At 74.8% G+C, this 14,143-nt stretch carries 15 protein-coding genes; 9 read left to right on the forward strand and 6 right to left on the reverse strand.

What is annotated here, in order from left to right:
* Positions 1 to 40: 40 nt before the first annotated feature.
* Positions 41 to 193, forward strand: a complete 153-nt coding sequence (locus SJY06_RS13490) for a hypothetical protein (RefSeq protein WP_380168055.1) — start codon at positions 41 to 43, stop codon at positions 191 to 193.
* Between the two features lie 21 nt (positions 194 to 214).
* Here the strand turns inward: SJY06_RS13490 and ngg are convergent, their stop codons facing one another.
* The 5 genes from ngg to SJY06_RS13515 all read right to left on the reverse strand — a co-directional run bounded on the left by ngg (position 215) and on the right by SJY06_RS13515 (position 6,430).
* A complete protein-coding gene (gene ngg / locus SJY06_RS13495) occupies positions 215 to 1,993 on the reverse strand; it encodes an N-acetylglutaminylglutamine synthetase (protein ID WP_380169712.1) in 1,779 nt (592 codons plus the stop codon).
* A 5-nt stretch (positions 1,994 to 1,998) separates the two neighbouring features.
* Positions 1,999 to 3,810, reverse strand: coding sequence for an N-acetylglutaminylglutamine amidotransferase (locus SJY06_RS13500; protein ID WP_380168056.1), 1,812 nt, complete (start codon positions 3,808 to 3,810; stop codon positions 1,999 to 2,001).
* 105 nt (positions 3,811 to 3,915) lie between these two features.
* Complete coding sequence (locus SJY06_RS13505) at positions 3,916 to 4,479, reverse strand: hypothetical protein (RefSeq protein ID WP_380168057.1); 564 nt, start codon at positions 4,477 to 4,479, stop codon at positions 3,916 to 3,918.
* A 12-nt stretch (positions 4,480 to 4,491) separates the two neighbouring features.
* Positions 4,492 to 5,781 carry a GNAT family N-acetyltransferase gene (locus SJY06_RS13510; protein ID WP_380168058.1) on the reverse strand — a complete coding sequence of 430 codons (1,290 nt, stop codon included), beginning with the start codon at positions 5,779 to 5,781 and terminating at the stop codon, positions 4,492 to 4,494.
* A 10-nt stretch (positions 5,782 to 5,791) separates the two neighbouring features.
* Positions 5,792 to 6,430, reverse strand: coding sequence for an AAA family ATPase (locus SJY06_RS13515; RefSeq protein ID WP_380168059.1), 639 nt, complete (start codon positions 6,428 to 6,430; stop codon positions 5,792 to 5,794).
* A gap of 90 nt (positions 6,431 to 6,520) precedes the next feature.
* Here SJY06_RS13515 and SJY06_RS13520 point away from each other — a divergent pair, with 90 nt between their 5' ends.
* On the forward strand, positions 6,521 to 6,907 hold the full coding sequence (locus SJY06_RS13520; protein ID WP_380168060.1) for a hypothetical protein: 387 nt from the start codon (positions 6,521 to 6,523) through the stop codon (positions 6,905 to 6,907).
* A 10-nt stretch (positions 6,908 to 6,917) separates the two neighbouring features.
* On the opposite strand, the gene SJY06_RS13525 is transcribed toward SJY06_RS13520, so the two are convergent.
* The gene (locus SJY06_RS13525) at positions 6,918 to 7,322 is read right to left on the reverse strand and encodes a PPOX class F420-dependent oxidoreductase (protein ID WP_380168061.1); all 405 of its coding nucleotides are present in this window, start codon (positions 7,320 to 7,322) and stop codon (positions 6,918 to 6,920) included.
* Between the two features lie 20 nt (positions 7,323 to 7,342).
* On the opposite strand from SJY06_RS13525, the gene SJY06_RS13530 reads away from it, so the two are divergent.
* The 7 genes from SJY06_RS13530 to argG all read left to right on the forward strand — a co-directional run bounded on the left by SJY06_RS13530 (position 7,343) and on the right by argG (position 14,125).
* Entirely contained in the window at positions 7,343 to 7,762 is a 420-nt protein-coding gene (locus SJY06_RS13530) for a hypothetical protein (protein WP_380168062.1), read from the forward strand.
* Entirely contained in the window at positions 7,759 to 9,018 is a 1,260-nt protein-coding gene (locus SJY06_RS13535) for an MFS transporter (RefSeq protein WP_380168063.1), read from the forward strand. The genes SJY06_RS13530 and SJY06_RS13535 overlap by 4 nt, the downstream gene beginning before the upstream one ends.
* A 40-nt stretch (positions 9,019 to 9,058) precedes the next feature.
* Complete coding sequence (locus SJY06_RS13540) at positions 9,059 to 9,487, forward strand: ArsR/SmtB family transcription factor (RefSeq protein WP_380168064.1); 429 nt, start codon at positions 9,059 to 9,061, stop codon at positions 9,485 to 9,487.
* Positions 9,484 to 9,993, forward strand: a complete 510-nt coding sequence (locus SJY06_RS13545; protein WP_380168065.1) for an SRPBCC domain-containing protein — start codon at positions 9,484 to 9,486, stop codon at positions 9,991 to 9,993. The genes SJY06_RS13540 and SJY06_RS13545 overlap by 4 nt, the downstream gene beginning before the upstream one ends.
* Before the next feature lie 70 nt (positions 9,994 to 10,063).
* The gene (locus tag SJY06_RS13550) at positions 10,064 to 12,031 is read left to right on the forward strand and encodes a family 43 glycosylhydrolase (RefSeq protein ID WP_380168066.1); all 1,968 of its coding nucleotides are present in this window, start codon (positions 10,064 to 10,066) and stop codon (positions 12,029 to 12,031) included.
* Positions 12,028 to 12,633 carry a DinB family protein gene (locus SJY06_RS13555; protein WP_380168067.1) on the forward strand — a complete coding sequence of 202 codons (606 nt, stop codon included), beginning with the start codon at positions 12,028 to 12,030 and terminating at the stop codon, positions 12,631 to 12,633. Before SJY06_RS13550 ends, SJY06_RS13555 begins: the two co-directional genes overlap by 4 nt.
* 43 nt (positions 12,634 to 12,676) lie before the next feature.
* Entirely contained in the window at positions 12,677 to 14,125 is a 1,449-nt protein-coding gene (gene argG, locus SJY06_RS13560; RefSeq protein ID WP_380168068.1) for an argininosuccinate synthase, read from the forward strand.
* Positions 14,126 to 14,143: the final 18 nt, after the last annotated feature.

Raw genomic sequence — 14,143 nt, forward strand, 5'->3', positions numbered from 1 at the left:
GGGTCACCATGGAGGCAGCGACGAGGAGGTCGGAGGGGCGATGGGTCGGTTGTCGTGCTGGCTGGGATGGCACCTGTGGCGTCGGCACCACGCGACCGAAGCCGATGGCAACGGCATCTTCTACCTGTGCGACCGGTGCGGTCACGAACGGACGCTGCCCAAGGCCGAGGGCGTCTGGGGCAACTACTCCTGACCCCGAACCCGACGTGGCGGATCAGTCGCCGCGGGCGGAGGAGCGGGGCGAGCGACCCGCCGTGGCGGGGAACAGCAGGTCGACGAAACGGGCCGCGGTGGGGCGCGGCTCGTGGTTGGCCAGCCCGGGCCGCTCGTTGGCCTCGACGAACGTGAACTCCTCGCCGCGCAGGTCCGGGACCAGGAAGTCGACGCCGGTGACGGGGATGCCGATCGTGCGGGCCGTGCGCAGGGCGGCGTCGCGCAGCGACAGCGAGATCTCGTCCGTGCAGTCCTCGATCGTGCCGCCCGTGTGCACGTTGGCCGTGCGCCGGACCTCGAGCCGCCGACCGTCCGGCAGCACGTCCGCCAGGTCGTGCCCGGCGGCCCTGACCACGGCGGTGGTCGTCTCGTCCAGCGGGATGGTCGACTCCCCGCCGGTCGCCCGCTCGCGACGACGCGACTGCGCCCGCACCAGGTCGGCGATGCTGTCCCGGCCGTTGCCGACCACGGTGGCCGGGCGGCGCACCGCCGCCGCCACCACGGCGTCGTCGATGACCAGGACCCGTACGTCCGCGCCGTGCACCCGCTCCTCGAGCAGCACGTCGGGGCAGTGGTGGTACGCCTCGGCCACGGCGCGGCGCAGCTCGTCCAGGTCCGAGACGCCCACCGTGATCCCGCGGCCCTGCTCACCGCGGGCGGGCTTGACCACCAGGTCGCCGACCGCGGCCAGGAACTCCTCCTCGGCCGGGCCCACCTCGCCGGCCCGGACCTCGTGACCGCGGGCGACGGGCACCCCGGCGCGCTGGAGCAGGCTGCGGGTGACCCGCTTGTCGTCGCAGCGGCTCATGGCCACGGCGCTGGTCAGCTCGGACAACGACTCGCGGGTCAGCACCGTGCGCCCGCCGTGGGTCAGCCGCATCTCGCCCCAGCGGCCGTCGGTGACCTCGACCCGCACCCCGCGCCGCAGCGCCTCCTCGGCGATGATGCGGGCGTAGGGGTTGAGGTCGTCCAGCTGGTCCGGGCGCGGCGCGAACAGCGGCTCGTTGATGGGGTTCTTGCGCTTGACGCAGACCGTCGCGGTGCGGACGAAGCCGAGCTTGTCGTACAGCGACAGCGCCCCGGAGTTGGTGGCCAGGACCGACAGGTCCATCCAGGAGCGGCCGCGGGCCTGGTAGCGCTGGGCCAGGGTGCGGGTCAGCGCCTCACCCACCCCGGGCACGCGCGACTGCGGGTCCACGGCCAGCGCCCACAGGCTGCTGCCGCCGTCGGGGTCGTCGAAGGCCAGCACGTGGTCCACGCCGGTGACCGTGCCGACGATGTCGCCCGTGGACGTGTCCTGCGCGACCAGGTAGGTGAACGTGCGCGTGCGCTGGTTGGCCCACAGCGTGTCCACGTCGCCGGTGACCATGCCGACCGAGGCGCAGATGCGGTTGGCCTCCAGCAGCTCGTCGCGCGCCCCGACCGTGCGCACCAGCAGGCCGCGGGTCGGGGTGGTCTGGCGGCGGTAGCGGTGCAGCGGCAGCCGCAGCGTGTAGCTGGGGTCGATGAACAGCTCGCTGGGGGCGAGCCCGACCAGCACCTGGGGGTCCGGCGGGTAGATGCAGATGTCCCGCTGGCCGCTGCCCTCGGCCCGGAGGACGTCGAGGATGTTGCCGTGCTCCCGGAACGTCTGGCCGAACACGAGCCGTCCCCAGCCCATGTCGACGACCACGTCGCCCTGCATGTCGCGGCGCAGGTGCTCGGGGACCTTGGACCAGGGCTGGGACGTGATGGTCGGCCGGCTGCGGAGGCCGGCGACGCGGGGTCGACGCGGGGCCACCCTGCTCAACCCACCTCGTGCGACTGCAGCCACCACTCGAGCAGGCCCAGCTGCCAAAGCTTGTTGCCCCGCAGCGGGGTCAGGCCCGAGTTGGGCTCGCGCAGCAGCTGCTGGACGTAGTCGTCGGCGAACAGCCCTCGCTGCCGGGCGGCCGGCGCGAGCAGGGCGTCGCGGACGACGTCGAGCACCTTGCCCTGCAGGTGGGTGATGGCCGGCACCGGGAAGTAGCCCTTGGGCCGGTCGATGACCTCACGGGGCACGACGCGCCGGGCGGCCGCCTTGAGGACGCCCTTGCCGCCGTCGGCCAGCTTGTGCTCCGGCGGGATCCGGGCGGCGAGCTCGACCAGCTCGTGGTCCAGGAACGGCACCCGGGCCTCCAGGCCCCAGGCCATCGTCATGTTGTCGACCCGCTTGACCGGGTCGTCGACCAGCATGACCTCGGTGTCCAGGCGCAGCGCGGCGTCCACGGCGGTGTCGGCCCGGCCCTGCGTCAGGTGGTCGCGGACGTAGGCGTAGGACGGGCCCGCGGGGTCGTGCGCGCTCATCGCGGCGTAGACCTCGGGGCTGACGACGCGGGCCATCTCGGCGTGGTCGCGGTCGAAGAAGGCCTTGGCGTAGGCGTCGGGGGCGTCCTCGACGCGCAGCCCGTCCAGCGGCGGGTACCAGTGGTAGCCCGCGAACACCTCGTCGGCGCCCTGGCCGGACTGCACGACCTTGATGTGCTTGGACACCTCGCGGCTGAGCAGGTCGAACGCGACGACGTCGTGGCTGACCATGGGCTCGGACATGTTGGCCACGGCGTGCTCGATCGACCCGACGAGCTCGTCGGAGCCGACCCGGAGCCGGTGGTGGTCGGTGCCGAAGCGCTCGGAGACCATGTCGGAGTAGACGAACTCGTCGCCCTCGCGCCCGGCCACGGCGTCGAAGCCGATGCTGAACGTGGCCAGGCCGGCCTGGCCCTGCTCGGCCAGCAGACCGACGACCAGGCTGGAGTCGACACCGCCGGACAGCAGGACGCCGACGGGCACGTCGGCCACCATGCGCCGCTTGACCGCGGTGCGCAGGCTGTCCAGCGTGGCGTCGGTCCAGTCCTCGAAGCTCATGCCCTCGTGCTCGGGCAGGCGCTCGTAGGCCGGGCTCCAGTAGCGGACGTCGGTGTGGCTGCCGTCGCGCTCGTAGGTGCGCACCGTGGCCGGCGGCATCTTCCGGACGCCGTTGAGGATCGTGTACGGCGCGGGGACGACCGCGTGCCAGGACAGGTAGTGGTGCAGCGCGACCGGGTCGATGCTGGTGTCCACGTCGCCGCCGGCCAGCAGGGCGGGCACCGTGGAGGCGAAGCGCAGCCGACGGGCGCCGCCGGTGCCCTCCGACAGGTAGAGCGGCTTGATGCCGAGGCGGTCGCGGGCGACGACGACCCGGCCGGTGTCCCGGTGGCTGATGACGCAGGCGAACATGCCGAGCAGCCGCTCCACCCAGGACGGGCCCCACTCGGCGTAGCCCTTGAGGACGACCTCGGTGTCGGAGGTCGAGAAGAACCGGTGGCCCAGGCCCTCGAGCTCGGTGCGCAGCTCGCGGTAGTTGTAGATCATCCCGTTGAACACGATGGACAGGCCGAGGTCGTTGTCGACCATGGGCTGGGCGCCGCACTCGGACAGGTCGACGATCTTGAGCCGACGGTGACCGAAGGCGACTTGGCCCTGGGACCAGACCCCCGAGCCGTCCGGACCCCGGGGGGTCATGACGTCGGTCATCCGTGACACGGCGGCCACGTCCGCCCGCGTCCCGTCGAAGGTGACTTCTCCACAGATGCCGCACATGGCCCCTAGCCTTCCAAAGATCGGGGCCGGAGGCAGGACCTGACCGATCCCGCGCGGGTCACGTGGTCCGGGACGGGCCCGACCGGGCCTCGAGCGGGCCCTGCGTCAGGCCTGGGAGAGCCGCCGCGCCTGGGCCGCCCAGCTGGACAGCGTGGGGGAGCGGCGCAGCCCGGCGGCTTCCAGGGCGGCGAGGACCGCCGCGTCGTCGCTGGTCGCGAGCACGGCCAGGGAGTCGATGCCGGCCGCCACGAGTGCGTCGGCGCTGCGGCGGCCGATGCCCTGCACCCGCAGCAGGTCCTCACCGGTGCGCACGGAGGCGTCGGGCGGCTCGGGGACGGCAGTCGGCTCGGGCGCGGCGAGGGACGGCTCGGGCTCAGCGGCCGCCGGGGCGACGGACGGCGCGGCGGCAGGCACCGGCGTGCCCGCCGACGCCTCGGCCGCTTCGGGAACGGCAGCGTCAGGCGACTGTGCGGGGACGGGCCGGGACGTCGTGCCCGTACCGGTGCTCGGCCGCGCCTCGTCGACGAAGGCGGGCAGCGCCGGGTCCCGACGTCGCAGCGTGAACCACAGCCCGACGCCGACCACGAGCACCGCCGCCAGCAGCGAGGCCAGCGCGCCGCGACGTCGTCCGGGTGCGGGCTCGGGCGCCTGGGGCGTGGACGGGGCCATGGCCGAAGCCTGTCAGAAGCCCTGCAGGGTGCCCAGCGAGACCGGGCTCACCCGGGACATGGCATCCAGCCGGCGGACGCCGCCGGGGGTGTGCTCGTCCAGCCGGCCGGCGGAGTGCAGCAGCGGCAGGTCGAGGACACCCGTCAGCACGGCCGGCAGGGTCTGCACCGGCAGCGTGACGTCGGCGGACCGGGTGGTCGCCGTCACCTCCGCCCGGCCGCTGCCGTCGGCCGCGACGGCCCACCGGCCCGCGGCGTAGCCGTCGGGGTCGACCACCTCGAGCACCACCTCGCCCGGCGCCGACCAGCTGCGTGCGCCCAGGGCCGCCGGCGCGTCCAGGACCCGCCACCAGTGCCCGTCGTTGCTGGCGGTCACGCGGACGGCGCGGGTGTCCAGCGGCAGGTGGGCCAGGAGCTCACCGTGCCCCCGGTCGGGCAGCACGAGCGTGGTGACCAGGTCCAGGTCGGTGCAGAAGCGGAGCAGGGACGCCACGACCGCCGGCGTGGTGCCGACCAGGTCCTGCGCCGTGGCCTTGTTGCGGGGGGCGCCGTCGGTCCACACCATCTCCAGGCGCAGCCGGACGTAGCCGTCCACGGTGCCGTCGGGGGCGACGTGCACCGCGCGCATCCGGGGCCCGTCCGGCTTGGGGGTGGGGGCCACGCGCTCCAGGGCCCGCAGCCAGCTGACGTCGTTGCGGCCCACGGCACCGGGCATGTGGCGCCGGGCCCGGTCGAACAGCCCAGGGCCGAGGGCGGCGATCTCGTCGTCGTCGGACAGCCGGACGGTGCCGGCGGCGACCGGGACGCCGGCCGGCCAGTCACGGGCGGCCCGGGTGTCGGCGGTCAGGTCCTGCGCCCGGGTGGCGACGCCGTAGCCGAAGCGGCCGTAGATGGCGGCCTCGCTGGCGAACAGGCTCGACACGACCGCGCCGGACTCCGCGGCGTGGCGCAGGCTGTCGGTCATCAGCCGCCGCAGCAGGCCGCGGCGGCGGTGGGTAGGGGCCACGCAGACCGAGCTGACCAGGTCCGTGGCCACCGTGCGGGTGTCGTCGGGGTCGTGACCGGTCAGGGCGCCCCCGGGGACCGTGCTGTCGCCGGCCCAGGTCCGGAAGGTGGCCACCCACCGGCCGTCGTCCCGCACCCCGGTCAGGCGCTGCTCCCGGTAGAGGGCACGGACCGCGTCGACCTCCTCCTCGGTCGCCTCGCGCATCGCGAAGACGGTGGCGAAGGTGTTGCGCCACGCGCGCAGGTCGTCGGTCTCGACGTCGGGGGACTGGATGGGCAGGCCGGAGGTGTCGGTCACGCCCGCGAGGCTAGGGGGCGGCACCGACACCGCACGACGGGTTTCCCGCCGTGCGGACCACCACGTCGGCGGCGCCGGCCGGACCCTCGTGGGCCAGGTACTGCTCCTCCTGGTCGGCCCAGCGCCGCCAGTGCGGCGCGTACCCGTCGCCGTCCCGCGCCATCGCGCGGTCGTGCCGGACCGCCTCGGGCGCCTCCAGCCACACCAGCAGGTCCGCGCAGGCCCGCGCGGCGCGGCTGCCCGCACCCACGCCCTCGATCAGGACGACCCGCGCGGGGGTGACGGTGACGTCGGGGCCGGGCCGGTCCCGCACCCAGCTCCACGCCGGGTACGTCGCGGGTCGGCCGTCCCGCAGGAGCGGCAGCAGCTGCTCACCGACCAGGCGGCTGGCCGCGGCCAGGCCGTCCCAGCCGGGGTAGACGTGGTCGAGGTGGAGCACCGTCACCGACCAACCCGCCTCCCGGAGGGCCCGGGTGAGTCGCCGGGCCAGCGTGGTCTTGCCGCTGCCGCTGCGCCCGTCCAGCAGGACGAGCACCGGCCGGCCGGCCTCGCGCTGCGCCACCAGGTCCCCGACCCGACCGGTGAGCCACGCCACGGCCTGCTCCTGGGGCAGGGGCAGGGGCAGCGGTGCGGGCGCGTCGTCGCTCACGTGCCGCACCGTGGCGGCGGGCCCGGCCGCAGCGGCCCGCCGGGATCACCCGGCGACCGGCCGGGGTCGCCACCCGGAGATACTGGGGCCGTGATCGATGCCGTCGTCCTGGTGCTGTCGGTCGGGGCGACCGTCCTGACGGTCTGGGGCCTGGTGGCCGCCCGGCGCGGCCGGGCCCCCGGTCGGGCGATGCTGTGGACCGGCGCCGGCCTGGAGCTGCTGCTGCTCGGGCAGGCGGCGGTGGCCGTGGTGCTCATGGCCACCGGGAGCGGACCGGTCGGCTCGACCGTGCTGTTCGTGTCGTACCTGGCCACCGTGGTCTGCGTGCTGCCGCTGGCGGTGTGGTGGGCCTCCGCCGAGCGGGACCGCTGGTCGTCGGCCGTCGTCGCCGTGGCCGCGTTCACCGTGGCGGCCATGGTGCTGCGGCTGTGGGACGTCTGGCGCGGCGGGGTGCAGATCGGGGGCCCCGGTGGCTGAGCCGGTGTCCTCAGGCGGCGGGCAGGTCGCGCACGACCAGACCCGCCCGGGGTGCCGCCCGCGGCCGGAACCGGGACCCCAGGTCGAGCAGCGCCATCTTCCAGCCGTACTTGCGCCGCAGGGCGGCCTCCACCCGACGCACCAGGTCGCCGTCGACGACCACGGCCACCCCCTCGACCGGTCCGCCGCGCGGGTTGCCGCGCACGTCGCAGGCCGACAGGGTCACCTGCGGCTGGTGGCGCACCCGGCGGACCTTCCACGCGTCCGCGTCGCTCACCGCGACCAGGGCGTCGCCGTCACGGGCCGCCCACACCGGGGTCGGCTTGGCCCGCCCGTCCTGGGTGTACGTGGTCAGCAGCACGTACTCGCAGTCGGCGAGGTCGTGGACCGACGTGGGGTTGCTGTGCTCCGCCATGTCGCCAGGGTAGGTGCGTCGTGAGCGCCCCGTCACGGCCGGTCCGGACCGGGGCGCGGGCCACGCGCAGCGGCTTCGGCAAGGTGCTCGTCACGCTCTACGCCGTGTTCGCCGTCGGTGCCACCAGCCGCGCCCTGTTCCAGATCCTCACCAAGTACGACGAGGCCCCGCTGGCCTACGGGCTGTCGGCGGCGGCGGCGGTGGTCTACGTCGTCGCGACCCTCGCCCTGGTGGTGGACCGCGGCTGGGCCCGGCGGCTCGCGTGGGCGGCCGTGTCGTTCGAGGCCGTCGGGGTGCTGGTCGTCGGGACGTTCAGCCTGCTGCGCCCCGAGCACTTCCCCGAGCCGACCGTCTGGTCCGACTACGGCCTCGGCTACCTGCTGATCCCGCTGTTCCTGCCGTTCCTCGGGTTGTGGTGGCTGCGCCGGACCCGCGGGTGAGCGGGGCCGCGGGCCGCGACCCCCGGGTGCAGCGGGCGCGGTGGGCGGTCGGGACGCTGTTCCTGACCAACGGCGCCCTCATCGCCAACGTCGTGCCCCGCTACCCCGACCTGGTGGCGCGGCTGGACCTGAGCCGCACCGAGCTGGGCGGGGCGGTCGCGGCCTACGGCGTCGGCGCCCTCGTGCTCGGGCTGACCGGGGGCGTCCTGGTGCACCGGTTCGGTTCCGCCCGGGTCGCGCTGGGTGCGGTCCTGCTGGCCTCGGCCAACCTGGCCCTGGTCGGGGTGGCGGGCACGTGGCTGGTGCTGGCGGGCGCCCTGCTGCTGGCCGGGGCCGTCGACGCGGTCGCCGACGTGGCCGAGAACACCCACGGCCTGCGGGTGGAGCGGCTGCTGGGCCGCTCCGTGCTCAACACCATGCACGCGATGTGGAGCGTGGGCGCCGTGCTCGGCGGGTCGCTGGGCAGCCTCGCGGCCGCCCTCGACGTGCCGGTGCAGGTCCACCTGCCCGTGGCGGGCGCGCTGGTGGCCGCGGTGGGCCTGCTGGCCTACCGCCGGCTGCTGCCCGGTCCGGACCGGGACGTCGCCCCGGTGGCCGCACCCGGGGCGGTCGCCGCAGGCCCGGCGGACGGCGCGCCGGGGTCGAGGGCCGGCCGGCGGCGCGAGACCGCCTCGACCTGGTCGGCGGCTCTGCCCCTGCTGGTGGCGCTGGGGCTGGTGGCCTCCTCCGCCCAGCTGATGGAGGAGACGACCGCGACCTGGAGCGCGCTGTACCTGCGCGGGGACCTGGCCGCGGGCGCCGGCGCGGCCGGGCTGGGCTTCGTGGCGCTGCAGGGCGCGCAGTTCGTGGGCCGGCTGCTGGGGGACCCGGCGGTCACCCGGTGGGGAGACGTCGCCGTCGCCCGGGTCGGCGGTCTGCTCGCGCTGGTCGCCATGGGGACCGGCCTCGCCCTGGCCGACCAGGTCCAGGTGACCGGCACGGTGGTGGCCTTCGCGCTGGTCGGGCTGGGCATCGGCACCGTGATCCCGTCGGCGATGCGCCGGGCCGACGAGGTGCCGGGGCTGCGGCCGGGCACCGGGCTCACCCTGGCCAGCACGGTGCTGCGGGTCGTGGTGACGGTGGCCCCGCTCGCGCTGGGCGTGGTCGCCGACGCCTTCGGGGAGCGGGCGGCGCTCACGGCGGTGCCGCTGTCCGCCCTGCTGCTGGTGCTCATGGCCGGCGTGCTGGCCCCGCCGCGCCCGGTCGGGGGACGCTGACCGCTTCCCCCGACCCGTAACGCTGTGGTTACATGTTGGCGTGGACGTCTTCGACGGGCTCGCGGACCCGGTCCGGCGGGACCTGCTGCGGCGCCTGACGTCCGGCCCCCGGCGCGCCGGCGACCTGGTGGCCGGGCACGGCATCAGCCGGCCCGCGGTCAGCCGTCACCTGCGGGTGCTGGCCCAGGCCGGTCTGGTCGAGGCGTCCAGCGTCGGCCGGGAGCGCTGGTTCCGGCTGCGCGAGGAGGGGGTCGAGCCGGTGCACCGGTTCCTGACGGAGCTCCGGGCCGCCGGGCCGCGTCGCGCGGCACCCGTCACCGAGGAGCAGCTGCTCGCGCTCGACACCGAGGTGCGCCGGACCGTGCGCGAACGGGCCGGGAGCAGTCAGGCCACCGGCCACCCCGACCGCACCGACACGTCCGATCACCCCGAACGCACCCGACCCGCCGAGCACCAGGAGAGCGCATGAGCCCACGACCCACCGGCCGCCTGGAGGACCGCGAGTTCGGGGAGGCCGTCGTCCTCGAGCGGTCGTTCCGTGCCCCCGTCGACGACGTCTGGGCGGCGGTGACCGAGCCGGCCCGCCTGCAGCGCTGGATCGGGACGTGGACCGGCGACCCGACCTCCGGCGAGGTGGTGTTCCGGATGACGGCGGAGGGCGAGGACGCCGGGCCCGAGCCCGTGACCATCCACGAGTGCTCGCCGCCCCACCGGTTGCGGGCCACGGTCCGCACCGACGGCGACGACGCCGAGTGGCACTGGGACCTGAGCCTTGCCCAGACCGGTGACGTCACCACGTTGACCTTCGCCCAGTCCACGGCCGGGGGCGTCCCGGTCGACAGCGTCGGGCCGGGGTGGGAGTACTACCTCGACCGGCTGGCCGCCGACATGTCCGACCAGGACGTCGCGGCCGTCGACTGGGACCGGCACTACTACCCGGCCATGCAGCAGTACTACCGCGACCTGCGCAGATGATGGCCGCGCGTCCGATTCGTCGGTAACGTCCGGGTCCCACCGCACGCCCGGATCGGCGAAGGGTCCCCGCATGACGACGACGCCGTCGTTCGGCCGCAGCACGCCCGGAGCTCCCGTAACGCCCGGAACGCCTCACCGGGGGCCCCACCCGGTCGTCGCCGCGGTCACGCCGTCCGTCCGGACCGTCCGCAGGCGCCGCAACGGCGTCGTCGCGGGGCTGGCCTGGGGGCTCGTGCTCGCGCTGGTGGCCCTGCTCGTGCCGGCGGGCGCCGCGGTCGGTCCGGACGGGGTCGGGCCCCGGTTCCCGTCGTCACCCGCACCGGTGGTCGACGCCAACTTCCCCGACCCCGACGTGGTCCGCGTCGACGGCGTCTATCACGCGTACGCGACCAACTCGGGGGGCCGGAACGTGCAGCACCGGACGTCCACGGACCTGCTGAGCTGGACGGAGCGTCCCGACGCCGCGCCGCAGCTGGGGGCCTGGGTGGGGGAGTGCAGCTTCGCCCCCGGCGGGGCGACGGACCGCTGCGTCTGGGCCCCGGAGGTCACTGAGGTCGAGGGCGGGTACGCGCTGTACTACACCGCGCGCGACCGGGCCTCGCAGCGGCAGTGCATCGGGTTGTCGCTGGCCGACACCCCGGACGGGCCGTTCGTCCCGGTGGGGGAGGACCCGCTGGTCTGCCCGACCGCGCTGGACCCGCCCGACCTCGGTGGCGCGATCGACGCCGCCACCTTCGCCGAGGACGGTCGGCTGTGGCTGCTGTGGAAGGCCGACGGCAACTGCTGCGACCGTGCCGCCATCCTGTTCGCGCAGGAGCTGTCGGCCGACGGGACCACGCTGACCGGACAGCCGGTGGAGCTGCTGCGCAACACCGAGCCGTGGGAGGGCGCCGTGGTCGAGGCCCCGACCGTCGTCGAGCGCGACGGCACGTACTACCTGTTCTACTCCGCGAACGACTTCGCGGGCGGCGGCTACCGGACCGGGTACGCGACGGCGCCCGCGCTGACGGGGCCGTGGACCCGCGGCGACGCCGAGCTGCTGACGACCGACCTGCTGCAGGGCGGGGTACGCGGCCCGGGGGGCCAGGACGTCGTCGAAGGGCCCGACGGTGGGCTGCGGATCGTGTTCCACGGCTGGGACCCGACCTACAGCTACCGGGCCATGTACGACAGCCGGCTCGACCTGCCCGCCGACGGCGTCCCGCACGTCGCGCTGGCCCCGACGCGGTACCAGGCCGAGGACGCCGTGATCCGGGACGCCCGGGTCGTCCCGGACGCGAGCGCGTCCGGCGGGGCCGCGGTGGGTGGGCTGGACGAGCCGAGCAGCTCGGTCACGTTCCAGGTGCACGCCGAGCGCACCGGTCCCGCCACCCTGGCCGTCCGCTTCGCCAACGGCACCCTCGACGACCAGGGGCGCGCGCGGCCCGCGGTGCACCGCATGAGCATCGGCGGGCGGACGGTCGGCACCGTCACCTACGCCCACACCACGTGGGGCAACTGGCAGACCGTGACCCAGCACGTCCGGCTGCGGGCGGGCTGGAACACCGTCACCCTGACCAGGGTCGAGGGCTTCGTCGAGGTGGACGCGCTCGACCTGCTGGCCGCGGACCGGGAACGTGCGCCCGCGCTCACCACGCCGCCCACGGTGCCCGGTGACGCCGTCCGGTACGAGGCCGAGGCCGGGGTCGTCGTCGACGCCCGGGTGCGCCCCGACGCCGGCGCCTCCGGTGGCTCGGTCGTGGGCGGGCTGGACCTGCCGACCAGCTCCGTCACGGTGCGCGTGCGGGCCGAACGGGCGGGGCCGGCCACCCTGGGCATCCGGTTCGCCAACGGTTCCGACCGCGGGGGCTACCCGGTGGAGGCCACCCACGACGTCACGGTGGCCGGGCGGGACGCCGGGACGGTGACGTACTGGCACACCCGCTGGGGCAACTGGACCACCGTCACCCACCCGGTCGTGCTGGCCGAGGGCTGGAACGACGTCACCCTGACCCGGGCCACGTTCTTCGCCGAGGTGGACGCGGTGGACGTCTGGTGAGCGGGGTCCCCACGACCGAGGTCGTGCTGCTGCGCTACCTGCAGGCCGGCCGGGAGGCCGCCCTCTGGAAGCTGGAGGGGGTGTCCGAGCACGACGCCCGACGGCCGCTCACCCCGACCGGGACCAACCTGCTGGGGGTCGTCAAGCACCTGGCCGGGACGGAGGCGGGGTATCTCGGCTCGGTGTTCGGGCGGCCGTTCCCGGAGCCCCTGCCCTGGATGTCGGACGACGCCGAGCCCAACTCCGACATGTACGCCGCCGCCTCGGAGTCGCGCGAGGACGTGGTGGGTCTCTACCGGCGGGTGTGGGCGGCCTCGGACGTGACCGTGGCGGCGCTGGACCTCGACGCCCTCGGCCACGTGCCGTGGTGGCCGCCCGAGGCCAACCCGGTGACCCTGCACCGCGTCCTGATCCACCTGATCGCGGAGACGCACCGTCACGCCGGGCACCTCGACATCCTGCGCGAGGAGCTCGACGGGACCGCCGGGATGCGGGCCGAGGCGCCGAACCTGCCCGGCGGCGACGCCGAGTGGTGGGCGGCCTACTGGCGTCGCGTGTCGGAGGCCGCCGACCGGTACCGGGCGGACCCCACGCACCCCTGAGCAGGTTTTGCATATCTATGCATGGACCTGGATACTGCTCCTCATGTCCAAGGTGCTGAACTCCCTCCCCGTCGGCGAACGCGTCGGCATCGCCTTCTCCGGCGGCCTCGACACCTCCGTGGCCGTGGCCTGGATGCGCGACAAGGGCGCGGTGCCCTGCACGTACACCGCCCACCTGGGCCAGTACGACGAGGACGACATCGAGTCGGTCCCGGGCCGTGCCACCGCCTACGGCGCCGAGGTGGCCCGCCTGGTCGACTGCCGCGAGGCGCTGGTGGAGGAGGGGTTCGCCGCGCTGACGTGCGGGGCGTTCCACATCCGCTCCGGCGGTCGCACCTACTTCAACACCACCCCGCTGGGCCGCGCGGTCACGGGCACCCTGCTGGTGCGGGCGATGCTCGAGGACGACGTGCAGATCTGGGGCGACGGCTCGACCTACAAGGGCAACGACATCGAGCGGTTCTACCGCTACGGCCTGCTGGCCAACCCGTCGCTGCGCATCTACAAGCCCTGGCTGGACGCGGACTTCGTCCACGAGCTGGGTGGGCGCAAGGAGATGTCGGAGTGGCTGCAGGCCCACGACCTGCCCTACCGCGACAGCACCGAGAAGGCGTACTCCACCGACGCCAACATCTGGGGCGCCACGCACGAGGCCAAGGCGCTGGAGCACCTGGACGCGAGCATGGAGACCGTCTCGCCGATCATGGGCGTGGCCCACTGGGACCCGACGGTCGACATCGCCCCGGAGGACGTGACCATCGGCTTCGCCCAGGGTCGCCCGGTGTCGATCAACGGGCAGACGTTCGCCTCGCCGGTCGACCTGGTCATGCAGGCCAACGCGGTCGGCGGCCGGCACGGGCTGGGCATGTCCGACCAGATCGAGAACCGGATCATCGAGGCCAAGAGCCGCGGAATCTACGAGGCCCCGGGCATGGCGCTGCTGCACGTGGCCTACGAGCGGCTGGTCGCGGCCATCCACAACGAGGACACGGTCGCCAGCTACCACAACGAGGGCCGGCGCCTCGGCCGGCTGATGTACGAGGGTCGCTGGCTGGACCCGCAGTCGCTGATGCTGCGCGAGTCGCTGCAGCGCTGGGTCGGCATGGCCGTCACCGGGGAGGTGACGCTGCGGCTACGTCGCGGCGAGGACTACTCGATCCTCGACACCTCCGGCACCTCGTTCAGCTACCACCCGGACAAGCTGTCTATGGAGCGCACCGGCGACTCGGCGTTCGGCCCCGTCGACCGGATCGGCCAGCTGACCATGCGCAACCTCGACATCGCCGACTCCCGGGCCAAGCTCGAGCAGTACGCCGCGCTGGGCATGGTGGGCGGGGCGCAGCCGGCGGCCGCGGGGGCGCCGGTGACGGCCGGCACCGGCCTGATCGGGTCCCTGACCGCGGGCGGGGCCGAGGCCATCGCGTCGCGCGGGAAGGTGTCTGAGGAGGACGCGGCCCTGGACCGCGCCGCCATGGAGTCGGGCACCGACTGAGGAGGAAGCGTCCCGGTC

This window comes from Jannaschia sp. R86511, assembly GCF_042466345.1.
Classification (GTDB): Bacteria; Actinomycetota; Actinomycetes; order Actinomycetales; family JBBAYJ01; genus Aquipuribacter.